The organism is Clostridium collagenovorans DSM 3089, assembly GCF_900130005.1.
Taxonomy (GTDB): Bacteria; Bacillota; Clostridia; order Clostridiales; family Clostridiaceae; genus Clostridium_D; species Clostridium_D collagenovorans.
The window spans coordinates 79,950-102,049 of record NZ_FQXP01000011.1; the positions used below are offsets into that span (position 1 = coordinate 79,950).

Sequence of the window (22,100 nt, forward strand, 5' to 3'; positions counted from 1 at the left end):
ATAATATGCTCAATATAAATTGATTAAGGTAACAGCTCATTTCTTAATACTCATCACACACAAAAGAAAACATATTAAAATTTCGCAATTAATTTTACCTTATCCTTACCAAGCTGAGTTGTTCCTCGTATTTTAAAGTGTTATAATAATTTTAATCTCATCTGAAAATTTTTCCAATAATGAAAGGAGTTTTTACAATGACAGCAGATATGTTACAGACTAAAAAAGAAGTAAAAGTTTTTTTATTAATCAACTTTGGAATTATTATTATATTAGGTTTATTACTATTTCTTTCTCGTAGTACTACTAACTACCCTAATACCCCTTCAAATTTTGCTTTAACTTTTATGTTAATTCCAGCCTTCGCAGCTATTATCGTACTTAAGTATATATGCAAAATAGAATTTACTAAAAATATAAATGACTTTTTTAAGATTTTTATATTTTCCACTTTATTACAGATTTCATTTTTAATTATAGGTACATTTTTTATAGAAGACTTAGATTCTATAGTTATTTCTATAACTCAAAGTATTACTTCCTTAGTTTTAATAATAAAGGTTTTTGAGTATAAGAACGACTTTGAAAGCCTTAATTTAAAATTTACTAAAAATATAAAAACATTATACTTTGATTTAGGTATATTTATAATTATATTTTTTCTTCCTCTTGTAATTGAATTGATTTTAAATAAACCAATAGCATTTTCACCAACAGCTATTTGGAAGGCACTACTATCTTCCATTTTAAATTTTTTCTTTGGCTTTATAATATTCTTTGGTGAAGAATTTGGCTGGAGATATTTTTTGCAACCAAGACTGCAAAAACTTTATGGTAAAAGACTTGGTGTAATAATTTTAGGAGCTATTTGGGGAATTTGGCATCTTCCTCTTTGTTTCACATTGTATAGTCCTAAAACGCCTATTTTATGTGTTATTGGACATATAATTTCTTGTATAGGACTTGCTATTTTTATGGGCTATGCATATATGAATACCTGTAATATGTGGGTACCTATATTGATTCACTTATTAAATAATTGTCTTATAATTATGTTTAATAATGGCAGTATTGAATCAGTTCTTACCTCAAAAGATATTATAAGCTTAATTATTTTCAGCATAATTGTATATACTCCTTTTTTATTTACTAAGGTGTATAAAAAAGATTTACCTGAAAGTTAATATTTCTAAAAAACTTAGATATAAAGTATGCTCTAACTTACTTTTATATCTAAGTTTTTATTTTTTATAATAAAAGTATTTCTTAAATTCTATACTAATTATTATATATTGATATTTAAAAATAAGATTTCTAAGCTTATTTTTTTAGCTAATACTTATTTTTTAGCTACTATGGGTAGATAAATATTTCTTATCAAAGCATCTTGATTAAAAATATTAAAAAATGTATGTTCTACTATATAAGTTTTCTCCTCAAACTCATAATCACCTTTATAACTTTCCCTAAATTCAGTAATTATCTTCGGAATTTTTTCTAGTGGCTCTAATGTTGTAAGCATAAGTGCTACGGGTAATTTATGTATACATATATCCTTCTCTACATTCTGTACATTCTTACATAAGCTTCCTACAATCATATGAGTTGTATCCTCTCTATTACTTAAAATCCAACTGTTATCTATAATTTTCAACTTAATAATATGTGATAAGGATAAATTGGATACTACATCCGGAACCATTTTTTCTATATCATAATTCTGATAATCAAATTGAGCTACCTTAAATTTAAAAGTTATATCTTCTAAAATTCTTACCTTATGTGAAAGATTTTTATAATCATCTACGGTGTTCTTTAAGTAACATAAAATTTCTTTAATATTATTCCAATAATTAATTTTATTAATAGCTTCATTAATTTGAGCATCTAAAAAATTTCCATACTCATTAATATCTCTACATTCTATAAACTTTGGAATTTCAATAATTGGTATATCTATAGATCTTAAAAACAAAATCACACTTAAAATTTCTAAATCTGCAATAGAGTAATATTTATACTTGTTTTTTTTATTTTCGTAAGGCTTTATTAGGCTACACTCCTCGTAATGTCTTAATGTGTCCTTGGTAATTCCAAATACTTTACAAACCTGTCCTCTTGTATATCTTGGAGTAAAAAAATATTTTTCTCTATCTAAAGTCACAATTCATTTCTCCTTTTAATTTTAAAATTCCCTTGACAATGGTGTTACACCATACTTTATATTATACTACACTACACAATAAATTATTAGGAGGATATATATGACTAAAGAAAATAAAAAATCAACACTAATGAAAGATGGTCCAATAAAAAAAACCTTATTAACACTAGCTATACCATCTATGATAGGAATGATAGCCTCTGCACTTTATAATCTTGTAGATACTATATTTGTAGGGTTGTTACATGATACAAATTCTATGGCTGCAGTTTCAGTTTCTTTTCCATTTTTTGTAGTATTGATGGCCCTAGGTCTATTAATTGGAGTAGGTGCTGCATCTTGTGTAGGAAAATTTCTAGGTGCACAAAAATATGAATCAGCTAATCGTGCAGGTGGATTGTCTATTTTATTATGTATTATATTTTCAATATTTATTATGATTATTGGATTTACATTTATGGATAGTATTATGAAATTAATGGGAGCTTCTGATACAGTGCTTCCCTTTGCTAAATCCTATTCAACCTGGCTATTAATTGGAGCTATCTTTACAATCTCCAACTTAGTTCTAAATAATCTACTTAGAACAGAAGGTGCCTCAAAAATGTCCATGTATACAATTATAATAGGGGCTATTGCTAATATAATTCTTGATCCTGTTTTTATGTGGGGATTAAATATGGGACTTAAAGGTGCAGCCATTGCAACAGCCATTAGTCAAGCTATCTCTACTGTGCTTATGACTATGTTCTATCTCCGTAAAAAATCTGAAGTTCAAATTAATTTCACTACTATTTTCAAACGAACTTCTGAAGATAAGGAAATATTAAAACAGATTTTTTCAGTTGGTATACCAGTTTTTATAGCACAATTTTTATCTGCTATATCCTTTACTATACTAAATTCTGCAGCCTCTGTTTTTGGTGTAGCTGCTCTTGCTGCTATGGGTATTGTTAATAAAATTTATACTATTTTTACTCAAATGATAGGCGGATATACAAATGCTTTTTTACCTTTTGCTTCGTTTAACGTTGGTGCTAAAAAATATGATAGGGTAAGAAAATCATTATGCTTTTCACTTATTGTTACATTTAGTTACAGTATAATATCTATTATTATTATAAATATTATTCCTGAATTCTTCATTAAACTTTTTAGCAATGATCCTGAGGTTATAAAACTTGGTGTGAATTGTCTTAAGATGCAGACTTACTTATTAGTTGGATTTGCCTTTATATCCATTATTACAGCTGTATTTCAAGCCATGGGTGATACTAAAAAAACTACCTTTTTATCTCTAGGTCGTCAAGGAATACTTCTTATTCCATTAACTTTTATACTTCCTAAGATTTTTAATAATGGTATCCCTAGCATTCTTGAAAAATTAGGCTCTTATCCTATGGAATCTGGTTTATATGGAGTTATGCTAGCTCAACCTATTGCTGATTTAATTACTGTATTTGTATGTATAGTCTTTTGTATAAATACCTTGAAGACTCTTAATCACTTATCTAAATCTGAAGTAAAATTATAAAATTTATTATAAAAAACCATGTATACAAGCTTACTTTTCAATAAATCGTAAGTCTTTAAATTAATACATGGTTTTTTACTTTAAAGTTACTTAAATTCTTATGTTACTACTTCTCTGTAACTGCAACAGCTTCAACTTTCTTTTTCCACTTACCTTTAAGATAAAACATAACAGATAAAATAGTTGCAATAGTCCAGCCTATTGGCTATGCACAAATTTATATTTTTCACCATTTCAACCAAGAACCGTATACGGTATAAAAATAATCGTAAACAGGCAATTTTTCGCCCGTTTTTTCTTGCCAGTTCTTCTGTATTCCCTTATAATAGAAAAAAAGGAGCGTGACGCCATGTCGAAACATATATTTACTGAACAAGAGATCATTGAGAAAACGAGGACCGTTTTACATGGCTTTTACAGCAGAGATATTTCTACTGTAGTAGATTTTATGGACGAACACTGTGTCTGGATTGGGACATATGATTCCCAATATACCTATGGTAAGGAAGCCTTTATCAGAGAAACACAATCCGAAAGCAAAGAACTGCCTGTGCAAATCTTGCAGGAAGAGTATGCTCTCATTTTCCGTGAGAAGAAATACACTGCTGTCTATGGTCGTTATACCGTGGCAGGAGAGCAGGCGGACGGTATTGTGCTTCTTGCAAAGGTGCGTCTTACTTTTGTATGGAAACAGGTAGAGGACAGTCTGCTTGCGGTTCATATTCATTGTTCCGATTCCAGGGATGTTCCTTTACAATACGAAAGCTTCAAGATAGAAGAACTCTCTGAAAATTTAGGATGGTTTGAATATCTACGCCAGATTGACACACAGAATCATCATGCAGAACGAATTTTGTTAAAAGACATCAGAGGACTCATCCATACACTTCTTCCTATAGAAATATTATATGCCGTATCAAATGATAAGGAAAGTACTATCTATACTGGTAGCGGAAGTTTTATTACAAAATACTCCTTGAGGGAATTAGAAGAACGTTGTCCGTTTTTACTGCGTATCCATAGAAGCTACTTAGTTCATGCAACGTATGTGGCAGGTATTCAGAGGTACACTTTGACCTTGCATAACGGCACAATTATTCCTATCAGCAAAGAACGTTATATGTCAGTCAAAAGAATACTGTCAGAAAATTAAAGGAAGCCGCAAGTACAGGCATTAATGCCGTACTTCCGGCTTTTCTTATCCTACAATATTCCAGTTATTCTCCTTGTGAAGAATCAGCTCATACTGCGATACAAAACTATTCAATTTTTCATGTATCCAATACTGATGTGCTGTATCTATAAGGTGGAATATTTTAAGACAACTTCGTATCACAGCCTTTTCTATCGTAGTATTTTCTGTGGTAAAATGTAGTTCTTATCCCATTAAAAGCGTCGATAGATACAATGTTTATGCTGATAATCAAATTGTATAGTAGTTTTTCGTATGAAAATCATGTATTATTTAAATGCTTACTTTAAAATAAATTATAAGCATATAAATTACTACATGGTTTTTAAATTTAAAGCTAATTAAATTCTGATATTACTATTATTCAATGGCTACTACATTCTCAACTTTATTTTTCCACTTACCTTTAAGATAAAACATAACTGATAAAATAGTTGCAATTGTCCATCCTATTGGCCATGCACACCATATCCCAACAGAACCAAATTGTCCTGATAATAATTTAGCTAAAACAACTCTTAAAACTAAATCTGTAAAGGTTGCAAACATAAATAACTTCATTGCTCCAGCACCTCTTAATACACCATCTGCAATTAATTTTGTAGAAGCTATAATATAAAATGGCGCTACAATCCTCAAAAACTTAATTCCTGTATCTACTGCTTCTCCAGTGCTTTGATTCATGAATATATGTATCATGCTCTTTCCAAATACAAAGTATAGTATTATTATAGGTATGGAAAGTACATAAACCATGATAAGTCCACCTCTAAATCCTTGCTTTACACGCTCCATTTTATTAGCGCCTATATTTTGAGCCACAAAGTTAGACATACCGTTACCTAAGGTAGAGAAAGACGTAATAACAAGATTATTTAACTTTATAGCTGCTGAATACCCAGCTATAACCCCTGCCCCATAGCCATTAATAATTCCTTGTATAATTATATTTCCTATTGAAATAAAACTTTGTTGCAAAATGCTAGGAATTGCAATAGCAGAAATTCTTTTTAATAATCTTAACGAAAAAATTTCACCTTTCTTTTCCGTTTCTATCTTTGATAACCTCTTAAAAATCGTATTAACTGCGCAAACACAACTTATTCCTTGACATAAAAATGTAGCCCATGCAACACCTGAAACACCCATATTAAACGCTTTAACAAATAAAATATCTACAAAAATATTAGCTGTAGAAGATATAGCAAGAAATATAAAAGGTGTCTTAGAATCCCCCATGGCAGAAAAAATTCCTGTTGCTATATTATAAAAAAATAAAAATATAAGACCTCCAGTATATATGTTTAAATACAACATAGAGTCACTAAAAATTTCACTTGGAGTATTTATTACTCTCAGTAAAAAAGGGCATAACAAAAATCCAAGTATAGTTAATATTAAACATAAAACTCCACTTGAAATAAAAGTAGTATTTACTGCAGTTTTTAAATCTGTTAATCTTTTAGCGCCAAATAATTGAGATACGACAACAGAGCATCCTATATTACACCCAAAAGCAAAGGCTATGTAAATTAATGTTATTTCATAAGAGTTTCCTACAGCAGCTAAAGCATTTTCCCCAATAAATTTACCTGCTACAAGACTATCCGCAATATTGTATAGTTGCTGAAACAAAATACTTCCTAAGAGCGGAATAGAAAATTTCCATAAAACAACCTCTGGTTTTCCAACCGTTAGATCCTTATTCATTGATAATTTCCCCCCATAAATATAAATAAACTCATGTACACTATAAGTATAAAACTTATTGCAACTATTGTAAAATATTAATATAAACAATATAAATTATGAAATAATGTAATTATATATAATTAGGGTGATATTTTTATTATGCTAACTGTAAATTACTTTTATATAAGTATCATACATACTCAAACATTATAAAATATCCATTACTTCAGAAAGGCACTATAAGAATAAGTTTTTTTCTTAAATTAATGCTTGTACCACTCTAAAGCAATGGAATATACTAAGTTATTTTTATTTATTATTCCTTAATTAATCCAACTTGAAATAATGCATTTGACCATGAACCACAAGAACCTTTTAACCTTTGTCTAATTTCAACTGGAGCATCCTTTTTATTAGGAATTTTATTCTTTTTTTCTGATAATCTTTTTAAAAATAAAAGATCGTGTTTGGTTTGTTCATCTAACTTAAGTATTTTATAATAACAATCATATAACTGATTGCTATGAACTTTACTTTCTGCATTGACATCTTCCTTAAGATAGGTAGTAGAAAAAGGACTTATTCTCTTAACTGGCTCTAAGCCTATCTGATATAATGCATTTCTCCATGATCCACAGCGTTTTATTAACTTCTTTCTTAAATCAGATTCAACTTCACTATGCATCGGAACCCTACCTAATAATTTAACTTGTTCTTTAACTTGTCCTAAAAGAGCAATATACTCCTCTTCTAAGTCTTTAATTTTATAAACAGATTTATTTAAAATTACATCACTATCTATATTTGCAGCTGCAAGCACCTCTCCCCAAGTACGCACATATCTCTTCATACCCTTATGAACATTAGGCAAATCCTTAGGATGTGGCAATCTTCCTAATTCTACTGCCTTTTCTCTTACCTCCTTAAGAAACTCCTCTATCTCCTTCTGTTCAATTCTAAATCTCTCTAGAGTCTTACCACCATTTCCTGTAGAAGTAGGAAGTCCTGCAGCTCTAAGTGCATATGGCCACTTTTCAAATCTTAATTTTATATAATCCCTACAAACCCAAAATACCTCATTTTGTGAAGGAGAACGTCCAAAAGATTCTGCTTTTTCATATAAAAGTTTTAATAATTCTTCATCACTTAAACTATTATATATCTCTCTTCCACTCTTAGTTTCTAAAGAAAATGTCTTCCACTCTTCAGATTCCTTATCCCTATTATTTAAATTCTCTTCTAAACAATTAGCCGATAAACTTTTGATTCTTTCATATAATTCTTTAATTTCACTTTCAGAAAACTGTTTGTTTTTCATACTTCACACCTCTAATTTATAAAAGATAAAATGCCTACCCATAATGAATAAGCATTTTATTATTTTTTAAATAAGATTTTTAACCTTATTTACTTATTATAGTATAACTATTCATAGCATTTAAAGGAACTGTATTTAAATAAGTTTCTCCTGTCTTATTAAACTGTACTCCATAAGTAATTCCGTTATTACTTCCATCCCTAACACCTTGAACTTGAATTACTGCTTTATCAGGAACACTTATTTTTACAGCCTTATGTCTAATAGAAAATGGTGCTCCCTGCTCAACTCCATCTATAAATACCTGTACATAATCATTATCTTCCTTTTCTGCAAAATTCCAAATGGATATTTCTAGATTCCCAAATCCATTAGTAATCTCTACAGTTGCATCCTTAGGTTCAAGCTTCAATGATTCTTTACTCATTATATCTCCAACACTTACATTTTCTATAGCACCTGAAGATAAGTTTTCCTTTAAAACCTTGTTGTATTTAGTACTAGTTATGCTAGTTGATAGTAAAGCCAATATAATAATTGCTCCTATAATAGTTCTAAATCTTTTCATTGCAGGATTAATATATTCTTCTTTTATCTCTTTATCCTCAAGGTGTTTAAAGCTCTCTTCTTCTAAAGATGTATTTGCTTTATTTACTTCCATATTATCTGTATTTTGTTCATCCTTTAATTCAATCGTACTTACTTCCTCAAAATCAGTGGGCGTGTTTTCATTAAATCTTTTCATGTTACCCTCCCTAGCTAAGCTCCTCATTATAATTTTGTAATTTTTTAGTTTCTTCTAACATAGTTTGTGATAGTGGTTTTTTTCTGTAATAAATTGAAACTACTACTCTCCAAATTACTAACACTAATACAAATATAATTATGCCAAAAGTCTTTCTTCCTGGTGTCAATGTTATATAGCTCCAATTTAAAATCTCAGTCCCAAATCCTATAAATACAGACGCTATAATTAAATATTTAAGAGTTTCAAATAATGATGGAAAAATACTATATATTCTTCTTATAACTCTAAACCTTAAGGATACATACATAATTACCAACATTCCCATAATTAAGGATATATAATCTCCTGTAACTGTATAGCCTGTACCAATTATTTTGAATGCATCTGTCATAGTCATAATAGGGAAAAGTAAAGCCATAATTATCAATAAAGGCATAGCCAACACTGAATAAGCAACAGTTATCAAATTACCTATAATTTTAGATATAAATTTCATACTTAGCACCTCTACTACAGATTAACCTTAGATACATCACACTCTTCAATAGTAACAAGATGTTCCTTAGTTAAGTCATTAATTTTTTCAAGTCTTACAGCCTGATTTCTTACTGATTTTTCAAATAGATTTCTAACATATCTACCATTTCCAAAATCAGAAATTCCACAAGCTTCTTGGCATATATCTTTTACTTTCACTCTAGCTTCTTCAGTTAAAACATACCCCTTACTACTAAATAAGTTATCTGCTATAACTAATAAATCCTCAACTGAATAATCTTTAAATTCTATAATATTAGCAAATCTAGACTTCAACCCTGGATTAACCTCTAAAAACTTATCCATATCATTACTATATCCAGCTAATATTACTAATAAATTATCTCTATTATCATCCATACATTTTACTAAGGTATCTATAGCTTCTTTTCCAAATCCACTACCACTTTGTGAATCTTGAGATAAAGCATAAGCCTCGTCTATAAATAATATTCCACCAAGTGCGGACTCTATTTTTTCTTTAGTCTTTATAGCTGTTTGTCCAACATACCCAGCTACTAATCCACTTCTATCTGTTTCAATAAAATTTTTGTTACTAAGAACTCCTATGTTATATAAAACCTCTCCAACTATTCTTGCCATAGTTGTTTTACCCGTACCTGGATTTCCTTTAAAAATCATATGCAAAGTTTGTGACTCATCTACTGGAAGTCCTAATAGTTTTCTTTGAGCTCTTATGTTTAATTGTGCTTGAAGACTTCTTATAAATTCTTTAACTTCATTTAGCCCTACAACTTCATTTAGTTTTTCTTCTAAATCAAATTCATCTATAGATTTATCTACAGTTCCAAAGTCCTCTTCTTGTAATAATATAACTGAATTTTCATCAATACTATCCATATCTGCAATTCTTGATGATTGCTTTCTTATTGTTTTTTCAATTATATTTCTTACCATTCTTCCATTACCAGATTGTTGTCCACCATTTTGCTTTTCTCTTCTTATAGCTTCTTCTAATTCATCCTCAGAGTTTCCTGCTAATACAAAGCCTTTTCCCTTTATCATCAACTTCGCAATTTGAACTAATTCATCTATTTCATAATCCTTAAAATCTATACTTAAAGGGAACCTAGATTTTAATCCTGTATTTGTATTTAAAAATTCCTTCATCTCTTTATTATAACCAGCAATAATAACGACTATATCTTCTCTAAAGTCCTCTATAAGTTTAACTAAAGTATCTACAGCTTCTTTTCCTAATGGATCATTTTCAGAGGACATTAATGCATAAGCCTCATCTATAAATAAAACTCCACCTAAAGCTGACTGGAATACTTCGGTTACCTTTTTAGTTGTCTCACCAGCATATTGTCCTATTAGTCCACTTCTATCTACTTCAATTACTTCACCTGATTTTAAAACTCCCATATTTTTCATAAGGTTGGCTATAAGCCTTGCAACTGTAGTCTTCCCCGTACCAGGATTTCCTGTGAAAATCATATTAAGAGACTGTGAAGATTCTACACTTACACCAAGTTTTTTTCTTTTTTCCTTAGCTATTAACTGTTTCTCTATATTCCTTACAAAGCTCTTTACCTCTTCTAATCCTATTACCTTACTTAATTCATTCTCAAGGTCAAATTCTACTTTTTTATCTAAGCCAAAATCACTTATTGTAAGTTTATTTATCTCTTCTTTATCTATATTTCCTTCATCTAAATTAGCTAGCCTATTAGATTGATTAGCAATAGCTTTTTCTATTATATTTCTTGCTAATCTTCCGTTACCGCTATCATTTCTACCCTTTATTTGCTTTCCTTCAAACAATTCTAATAGTCTATTATCTAAAGTTTCTTCTATCTCATATCCATTTGCTTTAGCTATTACCTTGGATATTTGCAGTAATTCATCTGGGGTATAATCTTCAAAATCTACATTATAATTAAATCTAGACTTCAATCCACTATTAGTCTTCAAGAATTTTTGCATTTCATCAGTATACCCTGCTAATATAACAACTAAATTGTCCCTATTATCTTCAACAGCTTTTACCAAAGTATCTACAGCCTCTATTCCAAAGACATCATTTTCATCTTTTGCTATAGCATAAGCCTCATCTATAAATAAGATTCCGCCCATTGCAGAATTTACTTTACTCATAGTCTTCTGTGCAGTTTCTCCAACATATTGTCCAACCAAATCATTTCTAGAAACCTCAACTAAATGCCCACTTGATAAATATCCTAATGCCTTTAAATATTTTGCCATTACTCTAGCCATTGTAGTTTTACCCGTTCCAGGATTTCCTGTGAAGATCATATGTAAAGATAACTTTGCTTTTTTACTTCCATTGCTTTCTCTCATATTTTGAACTTTTATATTATCTTCTAATTTCTTTATAAATTCTTTTACACTACTTAATCCTATTATATTATCAAGTTCTTTATTTAAATCTTCAATATTACCTAATTGTTCTTCTTTAATCAAAGCTGATAATTCTAAGCATTGTAAGCTATTAAATATAAATACTTTTTTATCTTCCTCTTTTAAGCTATACTCTTGCTCACTACTTAGTTTACCCATAAGATCTAGCTCAACTAAAGGTGCATATATATTTTTTTCAATAACATCATATAATCCATGTGCACCCAAACTTTTTTCAAAGCTTTCATATACATAATTTAAAATTGACTCATTAAAATTTATAACTATATGAAGATTCTTAAAAATCTTTTCTTTATAGTCTTTTAAAATAAATTTACTTATTATATCTAGACTATCCTTTTCAAGCTCAACTGTATTTATAATATCATATACCTTTTTCATAAAAGCACCAGAAAAAGTATTTCTAATACTTTCTTCACTCTTTTCTGTTATAAAAACTAAATACTTTCCATTAGCTAATATTTCATCCGTAGTATTTAATGTAAGATTTCCTTTACCAGTGACATCTACCATTTCCCCTAATTTATCCATGTATCGTCTATTTAATTTAAGCTTTTCATCCACCACTAACTTACTAATTAAATCTAAAACGTTTTGATGACACTGTTCAAAATTATCAAATACAATTACTGGGTTACTTCCATAAAGTGCACCATAAAAATCCGTTAAAAATAAATTTTCTGCATCTTTTTCAAGTTTGTATTTTGAAAGATCTAAAGTAGATATTCCTTCTTTTTTTAATATCTTTTGCTCCTTTAAAAACTTAGATATAGCCTTTATTGATAAATGTCTTCCTGAACCCTTTGGACCCGTTATAAAAATTGTGTTTTTAACTCCATCTTCCTTTCCATATACAAAGGGTCTTTTGAAAGCAACTGTAAGTTTAGATAAATACTCTTTTTGTCCAAGAACATATTCTGAAAGCACACTTTCTATTGTTAAGAAAGCCTTATCTAATTCTTCTTTGCTTGTCCTAGTATTTGTTTTTATGTTATTTGTATTAGGTGATTTATTTGTATTTTCATACGCATTGGTTACTTTAGCAACTGATTCTTTAGCCATATTAGTAATATTCCCAGTATTATTGATACTCACATTACTAATTTTACTTTTTACATTAGTAGTTGTTTCACTTATTACTTGCTTATTCTTCTTAAAATAATCTCGATCTATTATTCCGTTTTCCTTTATATAATCTACAACTTGAATTTCTGGAAATAATACTCTTATAAACTTAGACATTGGCAAGGATTCTTTTTTTGTTTTAGTTTTAACCACTTTGAATCTTCCTCCATTTTATCTTTTCATGATAGTTATATTTTATCATAAAAGATATATTTTATAATAAGATTATCTAATTAAATATAAATTAATATAATTACAATAGCAAAACCTCAAAAGCTTTTATTGCTTTTGAGGTTTTTGAATAAAACTTTTCTTATTTATAGTTATATTTCTAAACTAAAACTCTTCTAGAAGCTTTAGTATTAGATATATTTCCTCCTATTGGTTGTCCAGAAGCTGGAACTGCTCTTTCTCTTCCCCAATCTCTAATCGATTCTATCTTTTCAGGACTAGTTTTAGACAATGGCACAACATTTTTCAATGAATTTATTATTAATTCATCTGAATACTCTAAATCATCATCAGCAATTAATCTATATGCAACATCTCTAAGTGACGACTCTAAATCTGCACCTGTAAAGCCTTCTGTTATATCAACAAGCTCTCTTATAGCACTTTCTGATAACTCTAAATTAATATACTTCTTAACATATAAGTTTATTATTTCTTCTCTCTCTTTTTCAGAAGGTAAATCTACAAAGAATAATTCATCAAATCTCCCACGTCTTAATAATTCAGAAGGTAACTTTGAAACATCATTAGCTGTAGCTACTACAAAAACTAATTTTCTACATTCTTGCATCCAAAACAAAAATTGTCCAACCATTCTGGTTGTAACTCCTGAGCTATCATTACCTGATCCACCAAGACCTTTCTCTATCTCATCTATCCATAATACACATGGTGAAAGATGTTCTGCAGTCTGAAAAGCCTCTTTTAATTGCTGTTCACTTTGTCCTACATACTGACCTTGAACTGTTGCAAAATCTAGTCTATATAAAGGCAAATTCCAAAATGCTGCTATTGCTTTTGCCGAAAGGGATTTACCACATCCTGGTACCCCTACTAGAAGCACTCCTCTAGGTGGTTGTAAACCTCTTCTTCTTAACTCATCTCTCTTTTCAGGAGTTTGAAGTTTCTTCTTATTATTAAGCCATTCTTTTAAACCACTTAATCCTCCAACATCTAAGATATTTTGAGATACTTCTATTTTCTCCAATCCTTCAATGTTAGTAAAAAGTTTATTTTTAGCAAACTTTAGCTCTGTTAAATCACTTTTCTTAATTTCTCTATTAGCTACTAAAGATACTATTACATTTTGTGCTTCAACCTGTGTTACTCCAGTTAAAACTGTAGCTGCTTCACGATAATCGTTATTATCCCACTCTATTGTTATGTCCCTCTTATATGGTTCAATATTTTCTTGTATAATCTGAAGCATTTCTTCTTCATTTGGTAAATCTAAGTCTAATGACATACCAAATCTTTGTAATTGCCCCCATACTTGAGTTGTAGTTAATGCAATTATAACTCCACCATTTTCTTCAGCTAATGATACAACATCTTGAATATATCTAGAAGTCATTGTATCTGTTTCTATATCTGGAACTTCTGTAAGTATGAAAGTCATATTTTGCTTAATTCTCATTTGTTCTGTAATAAAGTCTAAGGCTCCCATTAAAGATTTATCTTCATTTACAGTTCTTCCTGTTGAAATATCATACATACCTTTTGAAAGTGTGTGTACATAAAATGGCAAGCATAAATCTTCTGATACTACTTTACATACCTCTAACGCCCTACTTTTTTCAAGAGTATTAAATGATATAAACGGTATTCTTGCCAATGAATACTGTTTAACCTTCTGAGTACACTCTTTAAAATTCATCCTACTTATCCTCCAAGTTATTAATTCTATTCTTTTTTATTACACTAGCTAACATCCCTGTTCTATCAGTTCTGCTTGTTTTTTCAAGGGACTCTTGCATTAAGTCAGCCTGTTTTTTTATTATATCTACAAAAGCTTTAATATCTTCTTCTGGTAAAATAGGAATATTTACAAATTCTATTAAGAATTTAAATTCCTTTCTCAGTAATATTAACGAATTAGCAAGCATATTTAAATCTCCATTGTTAAAATCCATAGCTCTTGAAAATTTATCTGATGCCTTTTTTAATCTTAACTGTATAACTTCATTCATTTGTTTTGCAACTCTTCCCCCAACCCCTGCAGCTAACGTAAGAGTTCCACTTTTCATACAATTTAAAACCTCTTTATCATCTGTACCTTTTTTTACAATATCAAAGCACTCTACCCAATCTAAATACATTGTTGGAATCTTCATTATTTTCTCCTCACTCTTCTTACAAGAACTGTTGGTGGAGTTAAAGTCCATTCTGGAAAGGATGCTGCTAATTTATCTTTTTCTTCTTTATTTACAACTTCAATTTCCTTATGCCCTTCAGAATTTGTTGTAGCATGTCTATTCAATAATAAATCATTACTCATTAAATTTTACCCTCCGTACTATTATAATATTTCTCTAGCCTTACTATTACTTTGAACTGAAATATACTGCTCTGGTGTTAATTCTTTTAAGAAGTTTACTACTTTCTCACTTTCAATATCTTTCTCTGCATACAATCTTCTATAATCAACTACCTCAGCTAAAAAGCCATTTAATATTTCTTGTGATGTCTTTCTAAAGTTATCAAGTTCAGTTTCTATCTTCTCTCTCTTATTAGGAATAGACCTTTTTTGTGATATACCTGTTAAAGTAAATATGCTCATTGCAATTATAGGTACTACAACGGTTGCTAGAGTGAAAAATGACACTAGTGTTGCAATTAACCCAGTAGATACAACTGTACCATTAAGCCAATGTATTTTGCTTAATTTTTTTTCTTTTATTTCATCTATATACGTGTTTAATGAGTTAAGAAGTTCCTCTCCATTAGAACCATCTCTTGTCTTTCCACTCCAATTCTCTATATTAATATCAACTTCTACTGGTACTTCCATCCTTCCTTTAGCAGCTAAATCTTCATAAGCATCTAATACCCAATCTTTAGATAACGCCACAGCAAGTTTTTGAGTAGCAATTAATGCACCTGTTGATTCTGGCGTTAAAGCAATATTGGTTAGGTGCTGAGAAAAATCTTCATATCTTTCAAATGACTTGGCTTCCACATCAAATCTCTTATTTGCTTTCTCTAATGAACCATTCTCTTCAACTACTAATCTATTTCTTCTTAATTGATTTCTAATTGGCAATTCCTCAATATCATAGTTTCCAACCAAATTATCTAATATTTCATCTATTTTAGCTGACACAGCTGTTACATTTTCTACTGGAACATTAAATATAGTATTGAAATATTTATATATTTCATTATGTGTTTGAACTGCTTCTAAGGATTCCTTCATCTTACTCCATGTAGGACTATGTTCTTTTAAAACAGGGAATTCTTCTTCATTTACTGCAACCTTTTTAGATTCAAGTACCTTTTTCCAATTTTCTCTTTGTTGTTCAACAAAGCCTGATTTTGAAGATAACTCTTCAATCCATTGTTTGATTTTAGAAGAGCATAACCCCTTTGTATCTCCTCCAAATAAACCACTAGCAAAAGCATCTAAGACAATAATTATCTTACGTTCCATTTTTTCTGGATCTTGCATTTCAAAATATCTTTCAAGCCATAATAGTGAACCATCTAATCTTCCTGCTCTTCTACTTATTAAGCAAAATAATAATGATGTTTTTTCATCATCTCTTCTTATAGCCTCTTTAAGTGCTTTTTCCGCAAGCTCCCTATTATCACTTAACCAAGCAGATAATGCTATTAATGCTGGTGCCAACCAATATCTTGGTGTTGCAAGCATCAATTCCTCTGTTATGTTCTCTATTGTTTCTTTTTTGACTATATTAACATCTGCAGCTTGAATTATACCAACAGCATGTCTCCTTACAACTTCATAGTTTCCAAATTCTTTTTCTAATTCTTGCTCTAACATAACTATATTGTGCTTTGCATCAGTTAAGTTAGCAACTCTATTTGCTTCATTAACAAAAGCTCTAAACTCTTCACATAAAGCACTTAGCTCTGTTGAAACTACATCCACCTTATTATCTACACTATTAACTTTACTAAGTACAGCCTCAAAATTTTTATTTATACCTTGTAAATTATTAGTTATTCCTCTTATATCCTTAGATAAAAATTTCAAATTACTTTCTATCCCTCTTAAGTTGGATAAATTATTTTGATTATCTGACATTGTTTATGTACCCCCTATTTAATCACACTAACGCTTCCATCACTTTTTACAGCACATAAGCAATCTGTGTAAACCTCTATATACTGATACCCTCCATGAAGTGCTAGTCCCCTTGCTTTCTCAAGTAACATAGGCATGCTTTCGGAAATTTTATAATGTACTAAGATTCTCCCCTCCATATCTATTGTATGAACATCATAAGGCTCTCCTAAATAGCATTTTGATACTAATCCAACTAAAAGGCTAATTTCCGGAATATCCTTAAATTCATTTTTTATTGCTTCAACACAATCCTCAAACTGCTTTTTACATTGTTCGCACCCACCAATATCAAGCTTTCTTATTGCTTCCATATACTCATTGGATCTCTTACTTCTCAGCCTCTTTTCTAGCTCCATTGGATTCATGCTTGTCTTCGTAGCAGAGCTTTGTTGAATATTTAATTCTAATTTATTCTCTTGCTTTTCTCTTCCCAGTACTAATGGTCTTGGCATTAAAGTTCCCCCCTATTAACAATATAACTTCTAATTTTGTACTATATAACCTATATTATACTACATTATTACAATTTTGTAGTTATATTATATAATTTCACTAATTTATTGATATAATGGTTTTTTTCTTATTATTTTTATAACTTTTTTCAATCAAATAATAAAGACTCAAGAAAATCTTAATGTTTCCTTGAGCCTTTAAATAAACTTTATTATAAAATTTTCTTACTCTTGACTACTAAATAATCCTGCTCCCCTTATTATTTCCTGTTCATTAAATAAAATAGAAACTGCTTCTTCATAATCACTTACCTTTTGAGATTTCTTTATCTTTTTAAGATACTTTTTGTTATCAGAAAATATGTGAATCATAAATCCCCACATTTCCTTCATCTTAAACATAGTATTCTTTTCATCCTTAAAAACTTCAAGGTATTCATACAAAAGTTCATCGTGAAACTGTTTTAATAATTGCTTATCTAAAAATTTATCACTTATTATTTCATCAAGTAACCCGGGATTAGCAATTATTCCTCGTCCTATCATCATTGTTTCTAAATTAGGAAAAGCCTTTGTTAAGTTCTCATGATCATTAGCAGTAAAAATGTCACCATTATAACATACAGAATTAGCACTTAAATCCAAAGCATCTCTAAATACTTCTAAATTAGGTGTATTACCATAAAAATCCTCACGAGTTCTAGCATGTATTATTAACTCTTCCATGGGATATTTATTATAAATTTTAATTAGTTCATAAAATTCATCTGCACTATCTTTACCAAGTCTAGTTTTTATAGAAATTTTCATATCATCTATTGTGAATATTTCCTCTAAAAACTTATCTAACTCTTCTCTTTTAGCTAAAAATCCTGAACCTCTATTTTTAGATACAACAGTACCAGAAGGACACCCTAAATTCAAGTTAATCTCATTATATCCTAGTTCTTGTAACTTTCTAGCAGTAATTATAAAGCCCTTTGAATCATTAGTAAGTATTTGAGGTACTACATTTATACCCTTGTTGTTTTCTGGCAAAACATCTCTTAATTCTCTAGTTCTAAGATTTTTACTTCTATTAGGAACAACAAAAGGGGTAAAGTATTTGTCTACATTATGAAAAAACTTTTCATATAAATTTCTATATATATGTATTGTGATTCCTTCCATTGGTGCTAAGTAATATTTCATCTATTGTCTTTAGTGAGATTTTATTTTAAGTTATGCTTCTCCCACTACCTCTCTTTCTTTATGTTTAAATAGTATTTTATTATATATCTTGCAGTAATTAAATTTCAATCACCATATTTAGATTTATATATAAACATATAGATATCAATTTTAATTTATATTATAGATTTAATATTACAAAATCTATAAAGTACATTTCATTAATTAAATTTATTTTATATTTTTAGGCTTTCTCTGTAAAATTACAGTGATGCACTAAAGTTTAATAATATAGTTTTAGTATTACAAAGTATATATAATAGAAATATATTTTATCATATTTGAGCTTTCTTTAATATATAAGTTCTAATTAATTTTCTCCATTTACCTTTATATTTATATGTAAGCTTATCAAAAGTAACAACCTATTACTTAGAAATAATCACAGTATAGAGTTAAAAATTAAAATTCAACAATCCCCATTTATATAGAAAAGTTATGGAATAAAAGTACTTATAAAATTTACTGATAGTTATTGATAATATATTGTATAAATGCTAAACTTTAACTAAAAAAACGAGGAGATGCATAGCTTAATTTATTGTAAAGTTCGTCATATATTATTTTAGTAAAACCTTAAACTACAAGTGAGGATACTTATTATGTTATCGAAATTTAAATTTTTATCTATTTCTAATATTATTTTTTATCTATTACTTTTATTCCATAGATTTGTACTAAAATCCTATGGTGATGACTATATTGTTCATGTAGCACTATATATAGCACTAAGTTTATCAACTATTATAATGGAAGAATCCTTTAGAAAGAAATTAAGTGTGTTGAAAAAGATATCAACAATAGATGTGCTTGCAAGAGTAGTATCTTTAATACTAAATATTCTATATTTATATTTTGATTTTCATCTTGCAATAATTAACCTTAGTATTGCTATATTATTTATCCTAAATATACTTATAGAGATATTTATATCTAAAATATATAAAGTCTCTCCTAAGAAAAACTCAACTACTGTTAGTTATGTAGAAATTAATAAATTTATAACTAAACTTCTGAATAATAAGGATAATATAATTCAATTAGATATTGATGCAAATAATTCTTTAAATAGTATGGCACATGCTCTTATACTATCTGGGAAAATAAACATTGTTTGCATTCTTATATATATTGGACTTTTTATATCTAGTTTTATATATAAACATTTTAATAACTTAATGATTTTACTCATTATCTTTAGTGTTATATTACTATTTGTATTTACGACCTTAAATGTTAAATTAACAAGTTTAGTTTTGAATTATGATAAAAATAAGCTTCTGAAAATAGTCTTTGAAAATTTAAGTTTTATCTCAGGCTATATAATTTTATTCCTTGCTGAAGTTTTTCTTCATGGAAGACTAGGCGGTTTGCGAGTATCAATATGGTTTTTATCTATTATATGCTTTATACCATTCTTAAATAGAAAGTATATAATAAATGAAAACTTAAAAATCTTATATAGAGAATATAATAGCATTTTAAAATAACAGGTGTTTTTTTAACTAAGCACACTAAGAATTCACAGCGAGCGCCTAGTGTGCTTAATAAAAATAAATCACAAAAAATTTATCCTAACATTAGAAAGTCAATTAGTATTTATACCTCATCTAAGCTTACAAAGCTACCCTTAGGGAAAATAATCTTTACCCTTGTGTATACCTCTTCCTGTGAATCTATGTTTATTAATAAGCCTAATTTATCACATAACTTTTTACACAGATACAAACCTATTCCTGTAGATTTACTTTTTATTCTCCCTTTATTTCCTGTAAAGCCCTTTTCATAAACACGTCCTAATTCATTTTGAGGTATTCCCATTCCATTATCCTCAATTATTAGTTCAACACCATTTTTAATTTCATTGGCACTTACTATAACTTTTGGATCTTTGCTGCTTCTATACTTTATAGAGTTAACTATTATTTGGTTTAAAATAAACTCTAACCACTTACTATCACAATAGACATTTTTATTTACATCACTTATTTCAACATCTATATTATTTAAAATAAATACTTGCTTATTTTTAGTTATAACCTTATTTATACACTGCTCTAAGGAGATTTCTTTTACAAGATAATCTTTTTCTACTTCCTCACTTCTTGCATAAAATAAGGCTTGTTCAACATACCTATCTATTTCCTGCAATTGTTGTAATATAAGCGGTGATAGATTTGTTTTATTATTTTCTTCTATTAATTTAATCAATGAAATTGGAGTTTTTATTTCATGAACCCATTGCTCAATATACTCTTTGTATTCCTTACGTGCATTCTTATTCTCATTAAGTTCATCTCTCATGGACTTACTAGCTTTCTTAAGTAAACCATAATAAGGAACTGCTTCTATATAAGGTGGAATATCAATAACCTCACTAACAAGATACTTTTTATCTAAATTATCAATTGTTTTTAAAAGTTCATCAAAGAATATTTTTCTTTTTCTATACTCATAACAAAAAAAAGTACTCAAACTTATTATCCATACCCCTACTATAATTCTTATGGTCTCAATAGCATTTCCCGTACTAAATAAGAATAATGACATAGTTATTAAAGCAATTATATTAATTATTATTAATGAAATTCTACTTTTTAAGTAGTTCTTTAAACTCATATTATATACCCTTGACCTCGTTTTGTTTTTATAAAATCCTTTACTCCTATTTCCTCTAATTTATTTCTTATCCTTGTTATATTTACAGTAAGTGTATTGTCATTTATAAATAATGAACTATCCCATAAATATTCCATAATATCAAATCTAGATAATATCTTACCTTTGTTTTTAATTAAGTAATGTAATATTTTAAATTCATTTTTAGTCAATTCTATGCTGCTCTCACCGTATTCTACGGTACTTGATAATATATTAAGTTTTATACCATTACATTCAATAGTATTTGTACTTTTCTCACTAGGATAAGCTCTTTTTAAAAGCGATGCTATTCTTGCTAAAAGTATTTGTGTGTTATAAGGCTTTGTAAGAAAATCATCCCCTCCTAAGGTAATCCCCATGAGCTCATCAATATTTGTATCCCTGCTAGTAATAAATATAATTGGAACCTTTGAAAAACTTCTTATTTCAGTACATATTTTAAATCCATCATCCTGTGGTAAGTTAATATCAAGTAAAATTAAGTGTGGATTATTTTCCTTTACTTGATTGGAAATATTATCAAACTCTTTTATTTTTGTAACAGCATAGTTATTATTAATTAAAAGAATTCCCAATTCATTTTGTAATTGTTCATTATCATCAATTATCATTATATTAAACATCTATTGTATCCCCACAAATTAAATTTTTTAATAATTCAATTAAGTAACTTATTTAACTTTATATTTCCTTAACCTTCAAACCTTTTATTTATTTAAA

At 28.8% G+C, this 22,100-nt stretch carries 18 protein-coding genes; 4 read left to right on the forward strand and 14 right to left on the reverse strand.

All coding sequences use genetic code 11. From position 1 onward, the window contains the following. Positions 1-197 precede the first annotated feature (197 nt). Positions 198-1,184: a CPBP family intramembrane glutamic endopeptidase gene (locus BUA48_RS12895; RefSeq protein WP_072832480.1), complete on the forward strand. Its 987-nt coding sequence runs from the start codon at positions 198-200 to the stop codon at positions 1,182-1,184. A 155-nt stretch (positions 1,185-1,339) separates the two neighbouring features. Here the strand turns inward: BUA48_RS12895 and BUA48_RS12900 are convergent, their stop codons facing one another. Beyond that, entirely contained in the window at positions 1,340-2,164 is an 825-nt protein-coding gene (locus BUA48_RS12900; protein WP_072832481.1) for a MerR family transcriptional regulator, read from the reverse strand. 100 nt (positions 2,165-2,264) lie between these two features. Here BUA48_RS12900 and BUA48_RS12905 point away from each other — a divergent pair, with 100 nt between their 5' ends. Further along, positions 2,265-3,698, forward strand: coding sequence for an MATE family efflux transporter (locus BUA48_RS12905; RefSeq protein WP_072832482.1), 1,434 nt, complete (start codon positions 2,265-2,267; stop codon positions 3,696-3,698). A gap of 349 nt (positions 3,699-4,047) precedes the next feature. Continuing rightward, positions 4,048-4,851, forward strand: a complete 804-nt coding sequence (locus BUA48_RS12910; protein ID WP_072832483.1) for a LytTR family DNA-binding domain-containing protein — start codon at positions 4,048-4,050, stop codon at positions 4,849-4,851. Positions 4,852-5,250: 399 nt separating this feature from the next. Here BUA48_RS12910 and BUA48_RS12915 read toward each other — a convergent pair whose 3' ends face one another. The 11 genes from BUA48_RS12915 to BUA48_RS12960 all read right to left on the reverse strand — a co-directional run bounded on the left by BUA48_RS12915 (position 5,251) and on the right by BUA48_RS12960 (position 18,680). After that, positions 5,251-6,600 carry an MATE family efflux transporter gene (locus BUA48_RS12915; RefSeq protein WP_072832484.1) on the reverse strand — a complete coding sequence of 450 codons (1,350 nt, stop codon included), beginning with the start codon at positions 6,598-6,600 and terminating at the stop codon, positions 5,251-5,253. Positions 6,601-6,898: 298 nt separating this feature from the next. Then, positions 6,899-7,900 (reverse strand): homing endonuclease associated repeat-containing protein, encoded by a 1,002-nt coding sequence (locus BUA48_RS12920; protein ID WP_072832485.1) that lies wholly within the window; start codon positions 7,898-7,900, stop codon positions 6,899-6,901. Between the two features lie 85 nt (positions 7,901-7,985). Beyond that, on the reverse strand, positions 7,986-8,645 hold the full coding sequence (locus tag BUA48_RS12925; RefSeq protein ID WP_072832486.1) for a hypothetical protein: 660 nt from the start codon (positions 8,643-8,645) through the stop codon (positions 7,986-7,988). Between the two features lie 10 nt (positions 8,646-8,655). Beyond that, entirely contained in the window at positions 8,656-9,144 is a 489-nt protein-coding gene (locus BUA48_RS12930; protein ID WP_072832487.1) for a hypothetical protein, read from the reverse strand. Positions 9,145-9,158: 14 nt separating this feature from the next. After that, the gene (locus BUA48_RS12935) at positions 9,159-12,869 is read right to left on the reverse strand and encodes an AAA family ATPase (protein WP_242944354.1); all 3,711 of its coding nucleotides are present in this window, start codon (positions 12,867-12,869) and stop codon (positions 9,159-9,161) included. A 178-nt stretch (positions 12,870-13,047) separates the two neighbouring features. Further along, complete coding sequence (locus BUA48_RS12940; RefSeq protein WP_072832488.1) at positions 13,048-14,604, reverse strand: AAA family ATPase; 1,557 nt, start codon at positions 14,602-14,604, stop codon at positions 13,048-13,050. A gap of 1 nt (position 14,605) precedes the next feature. Then, entirely contained in the window at positions 14,606-15,061 is a 456-nt protein-coding gene (locus BUA48_RS12945) for a hypothetical protein (protein ID WP_072832489.1), read from the reverse strand. Further along, positions 15,061-15,225: a hypothetical protein gene (locus tag BUA48_RS15655; RefSeq protein ID WP_178138986.1), complete on the reverse strand. Its 165-nt coding sequence runs from the start codon at positions 15,223-15,225 to the stop codon at positions 15,061-15,063. Before BUA48_RS15655 ends, BUA48_RS12945 begins: the two co-directional genes overlap by 1 nt. 21 nt (positions 15,226-15,246) lie before the next feature. Continuing rightward, positions 15,247-16,995 carry a hypothetical protein gene (locus BUA48_RS12950; protein WP_084666336.1) on the reverse strand — a complete coding sequence of 583 codons (1,749 nt, stop codon included), beginning with the start codon at positions 16,993-16,995 and terminating at the stop codon, positions 15,247-15,249. A 14-nt stretch (positions 16,996-17,009) separates the two neighbouring features. Continuing rightward, positions 17,010-17,489, reverse strand: a complete 480-nt coding sequence (locus BUA48_RS12955; protein WP_072832490.1) for a hypothetical protein — start codon at positions 17,487-17,489, stop codon at positions 17,010-17,012. Between the two features lie 225 nt (positions 17,490-17,714). Further along, on the reverse strand, positions 17,715-18,680 hold the full coding sequence (locus tag BUA48_RS12960) for a tRNA dihydrouridine synthase (protein ID WP_072832491.1): 966 nt from the start codon (positions 18,678-18,680) through the stop codon (positions 17,715-17,717). A 641-nt stretch (positions 18,681-19,321) separates the two neighbouring features. Between BUA48_RS12960 and BUA48_RS12965 the strand changes: the two genes are divergently transcribed. Next, positions 19,322-20,209 (forward strand): hypothetical protein, encoded by an 888-nt coding sequence (locus BUA48_RS12965; protein ID WP_072832492.1) that lies wholly within the window; start codon positions 19,322-19,324, stop codon positions 20,207-20,209. 109 nt (positions 20,210-20,318) lie between these two features. Here the strand turns inward: BUA48_RS12965 and BUA48_RS12970 are convergent, their stop codons facing one another. Together BUA48_RS12970 and BUA48_RS12975 are read right to left on the reverse strand one after the other, a co-directional pair. Continuing rightward, entirely contained in the window at positions 20,319-21,338 is a 1,020-nt protein-coding gene (locus BUA48_RS12970) for a sensor histidine kinase (protein ID WP_072832493.1), read from the reverse strand. Further along, complete coding sequence (locus tag BUA48_RS12975) at positions 21,335-22,003, reverse strand: response regulator transcription factor (protein WP_072832494.1); 669 nt, start codon at positions 22,001-22,003, stop codon at positions 21,335-21,337. The genes BUA48_RS12970 and BUA48_RS12975 overlap by 4 nt, the downstream gene beginning before the upstream one ends. Positions 22,004-22,100: the final 97 nt, after the last annotated feature.

Excerpts from the sequence above, each read along its gene's own strand:
- BUA48_RS12945 (WP_072832489.1), bottom strand. The coding sequence starts at position 15,061 with ATGAAGATTCCAACAATGTATTTAGATTGGGTAGAGTGCTTTGATATT.
- BUA48_RS12970 (WP_072832493.1), bottom strand. The coding sequence starts at position 21,338 with ATGAGTTTAAAGAACTACTTAAAAAGTAGAATTTCATTAATAATAATT.
- BUA48_RS12905 (WP_072832482.1), top strand. The coding sequence starts at position 2,265 with ATGACTAAAGAAAATAAAAAATCAACACTAATGAAAGATGGTCCAATA.
- BUA48_RS12975 (WP_072832494.1), bottom strand. The coding sequence starts at position 22,003 with ATGTTTAATATAATGATAATTGATGATAATGAACAATTACAAAATGAA.
- BUA48_RS12915 (WP_072832484.1), bottom strand. The coding sequence starts at position 6,600 with ATGAATAAGGATCTAACGGTTGGAAAACCAGAGGTTGTTTTATGGAAA.
- BUA48_RS12910 (WP_072832483.1), top strand. The coding sequence starts at position 4,048 with ATGTCGAAACATATATTTACTGAACAAGAGATCATTGAGAAAACGAGG.
- BUA48_RS12950 (WP_084666336.1), bottom strand. The coding sequence starts at position 16,995 with ATGTCAGATAATCAAAATAATTTATCCAACTTAAGAGGGATAGAAAGT.
- BUA48_RS12925 (WP_072832486.1), bottom strand. The coding sequence starts at position 8,645 with ATGAAAAGATTTAATGAAAACACGCCCACTGATTTTGAGGAAGTAAGT.
- BUA48_RS12965 (WP_072832492.1), top strand. The coding sequence starts at position 19,322 with ATGTTATCGAAATTTAAATTTTTATCTATTTCTAATATTATTTTTTAT.
- BUA48_RS12920 (WP_072832485.1), bottom strand. The coding sequence starts at position 7,900 with ATGAAAAACAAACAGTTTTCTGAAAGTGAAATTAAAGAATTATATGAA.
- BUA48_RS12955 (WP_072832490.1), bottom strand. The coding sequence starts at position 17,489 with ATGCCAAGACCATTAGTACTGGGAAGAGAAAAGCAAGAGAATAAATTA.
- BUA48_RS15655 (WP_178138986.1), bottom strand. The coding sequence starts at position 15,225 with ATGAGTAATGATTTATTATTGAATAGACATGCTACAACAAATTCTGAA.
- BUA48_RS12930 (WP_072832487.1), bottom strand. The coding sequence starts at position 9,144 with ATGAAATTTATATCTAAAATTATAGGTAATTTGATAACTGTTGCTTAT.
- BUA48_RS12940 (WP_072832488.1), bottom strand. The coding sequence starts at position 14,604 with ATGAATTTTAAAGAGTGTACTCAGAAGGTTAAACAGTATTCATTGGCA.
- BUA48_RS12960 (WP_072832491.1), bottom strand. The coding sequence starts at position 18,680 with ATGAAATATTACTTAGCACCAATGGAAGGAATCACAATACATATATAT.
- BUA48_RS12895 (WP_072832480.1), top strand. The coding sequence starts at position 198 with ATGACAGCAGATATGTTACAGACTAAAAAAGAAGTAAAAGTTTTTTTA.